7 protein-coding genes and 2 pseudogenes are annotated in these 11211 nt (G+C 51.9%); 3 read left to right on the plus strand and 6 right to left on the minus strand.

Going from position 1 to position 11211, the window contains the following annotated elements:
* Positions 1 to 446: 446 nt before the first annotated feature.
* Positions 447 to 1703: an orc1/cdc6 family replication initiation protein gene (locus U5914_RS16100; RefSeq protein ID WP_336136760.1), complete on the minus strand. Its 1257-nt coding sequence runs from the start codon at positions 1701 to 1703 to the stop codon at positions 447 to 449.
* Between the two features lie 976 nt (positions 1704 to 2679).
* Here U5914_RS16100 and U5914_RS16105 point away from each other — a divergent pair.
* Positions 2680 to 3018, plus strand: a complete 339-nt coding sequence (locus tag U5914_RS16105) for a DUF6788 family protein (protein ID WP_336136761.1) — start codon at positions 2680 to 2682, stop codon at positions 3016 to 3018.
* A gap of 122 nt (positions 3019 to 3140) precedes the next feature.
* On the opposite strand, the gene U5914_RS16110 is transcribed toward U5914_RS16105, so the two are convergent.
* Positions 3141 to 7742 carry an AAA domain-containing protein gene (locus tag U5914_RS16110; RefSeq protein WP_336136762.1) on the minus strand — a complete coding sequence of 1534 codons (4602 nt, stop codon included), beginning with the start codon at positions 7740 to 7742 and terminating at the stop codon, positions 3141 to 3143.
* 259 nt (positions 7743 to 8001) lie between these two features.
* Here U5914_RS16110 and U5914_RS16115 point away from each other — a divergent pair, with 259 nt between their 5' ends.
* Together U5914_RS16115 and U5914_RS16120 are read left to right on the plus strand one after the other, a co-directional pair.
* A complete protein-coding gene (locus U5914_RS16115) occupies positions 8002 to 8409 on the plus strand; it encodes a hypothetical protein (protein ID WP_336136763.1) in 408 nt (135 codons plus the stop codon).
* 5 nt (positions 8410 to 8414) lie between these two features.
* Positions 8415 to 8642, plus strand: coding sequence for a hypothetical protein (locus tag U5914_RS16120; RefSeq protein WP_336136764.1), 228 nt, complete (start codon positions 8415 to 8417; stop codon positions 8640 to 8642).
* Positions 8643 to 8879: 237 nt separating this feature from the next.
* Here U5914_RS16120 and U5914_RS16125 read toward each other — a convergent pair whose 3' ends face one another.
* The 4 genes and pseudogenes from U5914_RS16125 to U5914_RS16140 form a co-directional block, all read right to left on the minus strand.
* The gene (locus tag U5914_RS16125; protein ID WP_336136765.1) at positions 8880 to 9545 is read right to left on the minus strand and encodes a DUF8169 family protein; all 666 of its coding nucleotides are present in this window, start codon (positions 9543 to 9545) and stop codon (positions 8880 to 8882) included.
* Positions 9542 to 10672, minus strand: coding sequence for a DUF8098 family protein (locus tag U5914_RS16130; RefSeq protein WP_336136766.1), 1131 nt, complete (start codon positions 10670 to 10672; stop codon positions 9542 to 9544). The genes U5914_RS16125 and U5914_RS16130 overlap by 4 nt, the downstream gene beginning before the upstream one ends.
* Before the next feature lie 103 nt (positions 10673 to 10775).
* Positions 10776 to 10961 (minus strand): annotated as a pseudogene (locus tag U5914_RS16940) (type B DNA-directed DNA polymerase); the annotation flags it as partial.
* Positions 10962 to 11092: 131 nt separating this feature from the next.
* Positions 11093 to 11211 (minus strand): annotated as a pseudogene (locus U5914_RS16140) (IS6 family transposase); the annotation flags it as partial.

The raw sequence follows: 11211 nt of genomic DNA on the forward strand, positions 1-11211 counted from the left end.
ATTTCTCCTGAGCGGCCCTGTTGAATTCCTCTTTCCATCGTGCGATTTCGTTTAGACACGAGTTCCGGCCGCTTTGCTCGTGAACGGACAGAAGAACGTTTCTCCGGAATGTCGGCTTGGGAGGGTTTCAAAGTCCAATCGCTGATTCGTTGAACACTCGATTGTTTCAGCAGACTTCAGACGTACTGCTTCGATCGGCTCGAAACTCAGGGCTTTCCCCCTCCGGTGTTTCCGAAGCTTTGCCACCCTCCACCGTTTCCGAAGCTTCTACTGACCGGTCTGACCAAACAAAATCAGAAACATAGATTCAGATTGTTAGATAAGATCTTCATAGCAGTATGCGCTTTCCCTCTACGATTTTTAGAGTTTTAGAACGATGTACACCCTCCACCGTTTCCGGAGCTTTCAGCAATTTAGCATCGCTCTAGAAGCAACGAAGCTCGTACTCAGTAGTCGGAGATGTCCGACTGGAGGAGATTGTTATCGTCGGCCGTCGACTGGATGATATTTGCGAGGTCTTCGAACCGAGTCGTCGACAGCAGGACCTCGAGGACTGCTTGCAGCGGGACGTCAAGCTCGTACTCATGATACCGGCCGGCTGAGAGTCCCTCATTCCGTTCATAGACGCTGATGAGCCCGAGCATGTTCATATCCGAGAGATGATCGCGAACACGGCGTTCGCTCACACTATCGGCGTCGAGCCGGTCGCAAATCTTTACGTATCGTTTGTAGAGATCACGAGAGCGGACCGGGACGTCGTCGAGTGCCTGGTGGTACGCGAGCGCACAGAGGACGGCGTGTCCCTGTGTCGTGAGTTCCTGCATCCCCTCATAGAGCTGGTTCTTTTCGAGCTCGTCCTGGGCGTCCCGGACGTGCTCCTCAGTAACGGTTTCGGAATCGGCGGCTTGCGCGAGTTCGCCGGCTTCGCGAAGCAGTCGGATCGCCTGTCGGGCCGATCCCGTGTCCTGGGCGGCAAACGCCGCACAGAGTGGAACGACGTCATCGTCGAGGACGCCATCGTGGAACGCTTTCTCGGCGCGTGGGGTGAGAATCGAGCGTAGCTGATTCGCGTCGTAGGGCGGGAAGAGAATCTCTTTTTCAGCGAGCGTGTCCTTGACCTTCGGTGAGAGATTGTCGCGGAACTGGAAGTCATTGCTGATGCCAACGATCACCGGGCGGACATCGTCGACGTAGCCGTTCGACCGTGCTCGCGGGAGCCCGTAGAGGATGTCGTCGGAGTGGCCGATGTTGTCGATTTCGTCGAGGACGATCACGACGGTACCACCGAGCGCGTCCAGTTCCTCGTAGAGGATATCGAAGACCCGCTGCTGAGAGTAGCCGGTGGTGCTGATGCGATCTTTGTCCTGGCTTTCCCGGAGTTCGTTGACGAGGGCAACGGCGACCTGGTAGGACGAGGAGAGATTCTCACAGCTGACCCAGACAGTCGAGAGATCGACGTCGTCGTACTCGGCAGCATCGTTCTCGAGATGAGACAGCATAAACTTCGTCGCGACGGTTTTCCCCGTACCCGTCTTCCCGTACAGAAAGATGTTCGACGTTGGGCGGTTATCGATGATCGGCTGGAGGGCTCGCTGGTATTTCTCGAGTTCCTCGTCCCGTTTCCGGATATCCTCGGGCTCATAGGAGTCGTCAAGGGGTTCGGCGTCAGCGAACACCTGACGGTCTCGTTGGAACATCCCCATGATAGACCGCCACACAACACGATATGATAAAGCCACCGCTTCCTTAGTTTCCGGAGCGTCCGAAGCTCGGTGGTATATAAAGAATACACACACCATCAGTTCCGAAGCTCTCGTTCTTTATGATACCCTCTCACTCCACTATTTCCGAAGCTATGAATAATACACCTAGCTCCCTTTTGAAACGGCTCTACTACAAACAAAAGATTCAATACAATTACCCTATAATCCCTACCGCACTAGAGCTAAAACAATATTCTAGAAGAAGGATATGTTTTGCGAGAGAGGTCAGATGTCGTGTAGCGATGAGTGTTCCTAGCAATCTATGCTGTTTTCTTGTGGTCCCCTTTCCTCTCCTGTGGATAGCTTCGGAAACGGTGGAGTGAGGGTTCACGAGATCCGCCGTCAGCAAAAGCTTCAGAAACGGTGGAGGGTTGCCCTCTCGTCTAACTGGTTTCAGAGTTCTTGCGTTCTCCTTCAATCATCGTGTTTAGGTTCGAGTTGGCCTCAGAAACGTGAAAACCACGCTCTTGTGTGAGCTGCCTCGGGGTCAAGTGGTTCGAGACGCCAGAGGCGTTTCGTTATCACCGAAGAGCTTTGCTCTTCCGAACGACCTCGAGGCACTCACCACCGTTTCAGGAATTCATTCAGTAGAAGGGCGGCTATGCCACAGTTGACCTCCTCCACGCCGTAAACGGCGTAGAATCCCGAGCGGTAGGAGTTCTAGGTTTGTTGTCCAATTTCCTCGCGTAAAGCTCCGGAAACGGTGGAGGGGGGGTCTCCGTATCCCAACCGATAGCTTCGGAAATGATGGAGGGATAGATCTCACAGCAGATCCACACTTTCCGCTGCTACTAAACCTCTGATAATCGCCTGTTTCAGTTGACTTCGCTGGCGTTTGCTTCGGAAATGCTGGAGGATGGTTTTCAATTCTTACCAAACATTTATTCTTTAGAGACCCCTATTGTTTGGTAAGACAATGCCGACTCGTCCACCACCTCCCGATTCGCTCCCGCAGTATCTCGCTGAGGGTGTCCCAAAGCAAGATGACGCGGACTTACGCGCTCTCAAGGACTGGATCGACGACCTCCTCGAGTACCGCCAAGACGTCGCCGCCGAGGACATTGACGCCGGCGAGGGTGAATCGATCGAAGCTGTCGAGGAATCGAGTGGGGGGACCGTGGTGATCAAGAAAGTCAGCTGTGGCAAGGACAACTGCAAGTGCCAGTCCGGCGAGCTGCATGGTCCCTACAAGTACATCGTCCGTCGAGAGGGGAACAGTCTCGGCTGGGAATATAAAGGAGCGGTTACTGAGTAGCCAATCTAGTTCGGTTTGACCCATTAGCTCGTGCTACAAAGACTTCCAGATTTTCCTATATTTGAATGCTCCAGTACCGAAACACATGCTCTGGATTGGTTGTACGAATCCGACTGATATAGTCACTTATTGTCTGGCTTCACGGCCTCAATCTGATGGATGTGGATCTCCGTATCGTGTTCAACCTCAGGTACACGCGAAAGCATCGTTTCTTCATTTAGGAACGATTGAAGACTCCCGGACCAAGAAGCAGATTTTTCAGATGTGGGTGCTTCACCGGCCCAGCCTGCGATTGTTTTCCATATCGTTGCATCGTCATAGAGATCTGGGTCAGTAGGAATGTAACCGAGGAGTGATTGAGGCGCGATTACGACCAGATTCCGTTTATGTCGAGTCATTGCGACGTTAACGCGTGTTTCAGTCAATAAGAAATCTGCTTCTTTGCGAATGTACTGCGGGTCAGCTACTGTTCCGCTCAACACCATCAAATCCGCCTCGCCACCTTGGAATCGATTTACTGTCTCAATTTGAACTGTATCACGATTTGCGTCAATGACGTCCGAGTTATAAATCGTGGTCTGTAACCTACTTTTTTGTGCGTTATGGGGAGTAACGACACCAGCTGACGCTTGCCCCGGACGGGCAGCGATTAATGCGGCCGAAATAGCTTCCTCAATAGGATTTGCCTGCTGATATGTGTCAGATGGCTCGTATGTGATTAGTGTGATTGGAGCCTCTTTTGACAAGGCGGTAGTAACTCCCGAAGAGTTGTTTGACCGAGCAGAAAGCGGATCTGAGGGCTTGCCTGCAGTATACTCAATGTTGTCCTGCCCGTACACCGTTTCTTGAGCTAGTGCAGCTGTCGTATGTCCAAACCGGTACGTCGTAGAAAGCTGGATAAACGGTATCTCGACCGCAGAGGCATCACGGCTGTTTACCCACTCGGTAGCCGCGTCTTCGCCTAATATATCCTCTTCCTCGCCGCGAAGGACTCGAAGATAATCTAGTGCTGAAAGATATGGTACTGTCGCTCGAATGCTTCTACGCTGCTCGTCACTCCAGTCGTGTTTCTGAACAGGTGGGAGTTGTCGATGGTCGCCGCCGACTAGCGCTTGGCCCTCAGGTCGGAACCCAAACCCAGCAAGCAGGAACTGTGGGACAGTCATCATTGAAGCCTCGTCAACGGTCAAAAGGTGCCAAACAGCTTCGGAAGCGGCCGATTCTGTATCTCCTGGTGTAATTTCGTCGATGAGTTTCCAGGCTCGACTGGGAGTCGCAAATACTAATGTCTGTGATACCGGCTCGTTGTCAGTCCCATCAAAATCTGTGAGCTTTCCTTGTCCGCCAGTATTAGACTCGAGTAGTCGTTCTCCGAGACGACTCAGTTCGGCGTCGTCTTCTGGATTATTGTAATCGAGATAGGTAACCGGGTCGGGTGCATCTGATGGTTTGTCGCTAGTGATTCGTATCATTTCAACCGATCCAAGGGTGGTCGATGGATCGACTGCCTTGCATTCAGTATACAGTTCAGCAACACTCTCGAGCAGTTCGTCGATTGCGGTGTTCGATGGTGCGGTTACAAGACCTGCAAACGACAAATCACGGCGACTCCGATCCCAAGCCCTAGCCATGAGCGCTGGTGCAAAGGCGCCATCTGTTTTTCCGGTACCCGGCGGGCCTTGTAGACCGACAATTTGAGCGTCGGATTCTTTAATAAATGACTGCTGTTCATTGCTTGGCAGAGAAGACGGATCAACATTGTCCGACATGAACTCACTAAACGCTTTTAGATGGTCTGGGCTGAACAAATCCGTATTCGGAGCGGGGTCCTGTCCATAACGGATTCTCTCAAGACAATCGTGTAGGGCGTTTTCTTCAGCGTGCTCAAGCGCGTTGTCGACACGGGCAGCATTAATGTCGTCAGTTTGGGGATCAAGAAGGAGATGAGATGCATTCTCCAATAGAAGATGACGAGAGCTGGACGTAGCCTTTGATCGGCTCGTTGTCCATTTATCGTGCGGTCGTGCAAACTCAGTACCTGACCCCCAGAAGTTCTTCATTGTAAATTCGACCTTGTCATTATCGAGATCGAGGGATTTAATCGTCGTTTGGACGCCGGTCTCGATGTTGTAGGGGATCGAAACGAGCTCATCAGTTTGCCCAGGGCGCCATTCGTTCGCTACCATCCACGAGCCGCTGCTGGATCCATCGCTCCCTTTGAGTCGACAGGCACGCTTGACTCGCTCAGCATTTTCTGGATTGAGGAATTGATTATCGTACCTTACTCGGCCGGTTACTAGAGCGGTTTGATCAGTCACTTCATCCACACTCGTGATTTGGACCGGAAGCGTATTCCCACTCAGTAACCGCTGCTGTTGCTGCATACGATAATGGGCATATTCTTCCTCCCGCCCAACACTATGCTCGATACGGAGATATTCACGACCCGCTTGCGCAAGTGTCGGAGGCTCAAATGAATCGTCTGAGAGTGCCTCGATAGGGTATGGCTCTTTTTCTAGCGTCGCGTCTTTAACAGTAAAGCTCCGCTCTATATGTTCGAGCACATCACAAAAATGCCGACCAAGGGTTTTGACATCAGCTAGTGTAATCGGATCCGTTGCATCATTCGTGTTCCGATATCGGAAGGCATCAAGCGGATAATCTCCGAGGCTGTACTCTTCCCGGACAGACTCCACCCATTCTGAATCGATTCGATTAACGGCGCTCCAGAGGTATCCGAGCGGGATGCTGGCATCATATCGCATCCGCGTCGGAACACCGCTTCCCCCCACACCAGATGTCGGGTCAACCGACCCATGGCCATCTGGATCCGGATTCCCCGAGACAGTCCGATTAAATAGACGGTATGAGAAGACCTGGCGTAATTGAAGCGAGGTAGAGGAATCGTCTGGTGTGTAGCTCCATTCCTCGTTAGAAGGGGATTTTCGATAGGTATCTTTCGGCGGGAGCAGGGATCGATAGGCGGTTAGTAATCCTATCGCAGGGGTGGGTAATTGCAGATGCTGGTTGATAATTGGCTGCAGGACTGAAACCATTGGTCGGTCTTTGCCAGCATCACCTTCGATTAAATCTTGGAACGAATCAATTCGCTTGTCATCATGTCGTCGGAATGCATCTTGGAGCGCGCTTAACTCTGCCGTGTCATAGAGATAACAATGAAGTAATGGATTAGTCTGGGCAATTCCTGTGTAATCAATACCTGCCTCAATAGCCCTGATTGCCTCATATACCTCACGAATGAACTGAGTCAACAGTTTTCTCTCAGCTTCATCAGCCCCGTCTCCAACATCCGGTGCGTCATCACTTGCTACAGCCAAACGCTGTGATTCAGTAACGCTTGCTGTCGCTGTTACACGGGCGCTTATTTGCAGGACACGATCACGAAGGTGGTCATGTTGGACGTTCAGATAGACACGAATCATTGATCCATTTAGCCACTCTGTTTCGAACGGACCACCGTTTTCAGGTTCATCATCTGGAAGTCCACAGCGCCCTGTGCCGGGAATCCATGGACGTGGTCGATCACTCACACCGGTGCGGGATGATTCTTCAACAGACTCTGCGGTGTCTGGCCGTTGCATTGATTGTAGTTGATCTTCGAGAACCTGAGCCCGATAGATCAATGTAGGCAATAATTCGCCAATCCCTGGAGTAGTCTCCAGCTTTTGATAGATAGAGGAACCATTCCTTCCGCGCCGATATTTTGTAGGATACCAGTCATCATCGTCTGGAGGTTGGCAGAGGGAAGCAAGATCACTAACTGATTCGACTCCGTGGGAGGCAAGTAGCTCTTGCTGAGCAACTGTCAGACCTAGCAGGCGGAGATGACCCTCCTCATACGCATCAGTAAGGCAAGACTCGTTATAGGGACAATTAGCGCATTTCTGATTCAGTTGGTAGGAAACCTCATCGAAATCTGTCTTCGCCAACTTCTGTAATTCGCCATCAGATGAGAGTAGACGCTTAATGTCCATGACTCTGGGAGCTACTTCGAAAACAGGTACCCTGCCAGTCGTTGGTGGGATATCGGCGTTTTCCTGTGTAATTATCCCGGCATCCACAGTTACGGCTGAGGCTTCTATGGTTGATGCAGTAGCAAGAAGATCCTCTAGAAGCGCGACGTACGTCGCAGCCTGAATCTGGTGATAGCTTTTCTCCTCGCTAGCTCGTTTTATATCGACAATCCGGACTGTCGCACCTGTCTCGGTTGCCCAGACGAACACTAAATCAATATCACCGCCAACATTCCACACGCCGATCGTCCCAGCGACGCTGGCCTGCGAGATGATAGCCGGTGTATCCGGGGCAGGCGGCTTATTGCAAGCTTCTGCAATCGCCTCAATCAGCGTTTCGTGATCTGGCGTAAATTCGTCGACATCTCGCTGAAGGTCTGTTAGTTCGCACGCGGGCGTTGAAATGTTATCCAATACTGTCCTTTCGAAGTCGTAGCCTGCTTTTGAGAGCAGGAGATTTAATGCTCGAAACGCTTCGGTGAAGTCCTCACCATCATGGAACCACGATGAATCGTGGTCTTCGACTCGATGTTTGAAATACCGAGGACATTGATCAAAGCTGATGTATTCACCGATCTCTGCTGGCGAAATAGTCTGTGGATACTCAAAGATATCACTCCCTGTCGGTTGAGGAGATTCATTTGCGGGCGTGGGGGGCGTGTGGTCGTGGTCTGGAATACGTGATGGCATACTGAAGTTTGTTTTACGCCGTAGTGCAAGAAGCGTGATTCAGCGAGTTACTGAAGCATTTTACTGGGCCAAATAAAAATCTCCGCTGAGCGTGGTGAAACTGAAAATATGATCTTCTCTTGAACTGTCTAATCGAGATATGGTCTATCGTCGTCTATAACAATTCCATCCACTACTGTAGAGGAGCCCAAGAGTGAACCTCTGAAAAACGAGATTTTTATCCCTAGATATATTATAAATGATGGCCTACTTGCAAGTAATGCGTCCCCACCGTCGCGCCAACAACCGTCGAATTCGCGAACTGGAGCGAAACCCACTATGGGAAGTAACCAGCGCGGACCATACTGACGACTACCCACAACCCGAAGAAGTCGACGGTAACATCCCTGACTACAAGGCAGAAAGCATCTTCGGCGAAACCCTCATCGGAGAAACCGAGCGTTGCGGCGACAACTCGCTACACTCTCGAAACCAGCAGGATGCGTTCGGGCAGAGCGCCCGTCGACGTCCAGATAGGACCTTTGAGCTGAACGAGTACGGTTGCGAAATAAACCATGAGCCTGACTTTGGCATAGGTCTCGACTTCGGGATGGACTTCGGGCTCGGCGACAACAAGCAGTCAAGCCGAAAGAGGAGCGATAGTGGCGGGTTATTCGACTTTTTCTAATTGCTATGAATTCCGTTGAGGACATCGGAGAAACAACAATTAGCGCCATTCTCAGTCTTATCGTCGTCGGAGCAGTATTCAACTGGGCCGCCGAGCACGACCTCGGCGGACCCCTCTTCTTCATCCTCGAACCACTCGGCGCTGTCGCAGCGTTCGTTCTCGATCCATCGCTGGTCCTGATCCTGATTGCGGTGGGGTTTATTTGGTCGGCGCTGAGCGGCGACGGGTTCTAAGTCGGTTCAGCGTCGATCTGTGATAGCATGGTCGCGGTCGGTTCACGTCAACTCTCACTACTCACACTCGCCGCTGGGATGGTGTTGCTCGGAGCACTCAAGCTAGCCAAAATCGCGGATCCCGGTCCGGTACTCGCCGCGACCTTTCTCGCCGTAGCACTTATTCTCGCATTCGACGTCAGGCGACAATCTACTACGCTGCGGTAGAAGGGTCGACTCACCCGGATAAAAGACCAGTCAAACTCCGTCAGGCTCCGAAATACGCAACAAGTCCGGGACTCCGAGGACATCCTCGATGATATCGCAGATTATATCGACGTGGCCCTCATCGGTGATGTCCGAGTCCACCGCGACAAGTACGTCAATTGAGTGCTGATGCGAGATCTCTGCTGCATCAACCAAGATCTCACAGTCGTGCCCCACGCCTAACTCGTTCTCGAACCGGTCCAAGAGATCTGCATTGGTTTGCTGCGGGAAACACTCGTCAATCAGTTCCTCCGGTATTCGAATCTGGTACACCTCGAGTTCCTGGAAACACCGGCGAAGAGTATCCAACTGCTCCCGCTTCGGCTTATCGTACCAGTTCATCTGGATATCGCTCCGGAAGTGCCGCTCGTCGTTCGGGCTCGTATGAACATCTCGTTCTACGGGATCATAGTCGAAGATCTCGTTGTCAGTCGATAGCAGGAACTCAACGACGTCATTGTATAGGTCGTACCGACGGTCGCATAGCGCGTCTAATTCGCCCTCTGCTTTCCCGCCGATTACCGTGTAGAACGAATCCTCATCGATGAGTCGCTGGCACCCTCGGTCCTCCTCTAGGTCCCCGGGAAGATTCGAGAAGACATAGTTGATGATCACGGAGGTATCGAGGTTGATCTCCGCCTGTGTTGCCCTACTCATTCTCTCTCCTCAATGTACTCTTTCATCACCGAGTTCAGGTGGCTGTTGACGTCTTCGTCGACTTGGCCAGCATGATGACCAATGTCTGGGTATAGACCAACATCCATACAGAGATTCCGCATCCGATTAGCCCGCGATAGGAGGTCTTCATGGAACTCAGTGAATCTCGTTGCGTGTTCGCCTTTCAGATGGTAATCGTTCGGGCCTTCGGCGGTCTGTGCCGAGATGTACAGCGCTGGATAGCGCCACACGTCGTCATAGAAGTACGCGGCGAGATCATCCAACACGACGGACTGATCGCTCGAGATCGAGTCTAGTGTAGTGAGTTGAGCGAACACCTGCTCAAGCACATCGGTCCCACGTGTTATCACACTAATTGTCTCTGATAGGTCGTCAATTTCGGACATTTCGATATGGAGATCGGAGATGAGTAGTCGGAACTCACGTTCGTCGGATTCGGTAAGTACTCCGTCGTCCGAGCCAGCGCCCCACTCGGATAACGAATGGTGGGCGGTTTCCTGCTGGACCAAGTTGTCGATATTCTCCAGTTGCTCGCGGATGTCCGTCGACGCAAGGTACAGGTCGAGGTACTCTTCCGGGGCGTAGTGCTCATAGAAGTCCTGCAGGAACTCGTATTTGTTCGTGAACCAGATGTCGCGCAGAGTGTAGTCAGGGAAGAACTCTGTCGAGGCGAAATAGTCGCGATACTCTCGGACATCTGGGTCCTCTCCCGTATCTTCTCGGATGGACGTGCTGGAAGTGTTCAATCGGTTTGCAGCTGCGCTCGGTTCACCGGAGACTTTCGTACATGCTCCAGCAAGGTACCAGCTGTAGGTGATTGGGAGATCGAATTCTTTGATTGCAAAATAGCAGAGCTTCTCCTGCTCAAGACGAGTTATCGGACGGTCTGGGTTGTCGAGTACTTCGTCTACTGCGAGTTCGATGCCTCGTAGTAGTTTGTTCACGTGGGGTCCCTCCTCACGGTATGGCGAGCCGGGGCTTGGGGTGGGAGGGGACATTGATATGGTTTTCTTGTTGTCGGTGAGATAGTCCTTTTGAATCGATGCTTCGACTGCGACACCTGCCGGTGAATGTCGATTCGTACTATCGTATTGAACGCAGGGCATGAAAGGTTATGGCCGTGGACCGGAAGTAAAATTCGATCTGCATATCGTGCCATTGGCTCTCGTTTTCTTTCCTTGTTCTCGCGGAGGGTAGTTCAACGGTTTCTACCAAGGTGGTGACTAATTCTTGCTGGATCTCCGTCCGCTCCCACCCGAGCGGTGACAGCACACTCTCGACAGCTCTGACGAGCTGGGTCTCGTAGTACGAGGCGTCGTAGGTCTCGATCTCTTCGTGGGCGAGAGCGACGCGGTCCCGTAAGAATTTCTCGTCGACGACTATGTACTCGATATCTGGTGACCTGGAACGGAAATCAAGAGGCACGTATAGCGATTAAGTAGACAATACACACGACAGCAAGGGGGAGAGACCGGCAGCAATAGGGTCAACGGTAATGAATTCTTGGGCCGCTGTTTCCATCGTGTTTAGTTAAGCGAATTCCACCAGACGGCGAAGGCTTGCAGCCATGTTTCTGCTGTCGTCGGCTGCACGTTGCTGAAACTATTACTAAACGAAGAAGTACGTCGTTTTACTTCTCTAAATA

Source organism: Natronomonas amylolytica (assembly GCF_037031205.1).
GTDB lineage: Archaea > Halobacteriota > Halobacteria > Halobacteriales > Haloarculaceae > Natronomonas > Natronomonas amylolytica.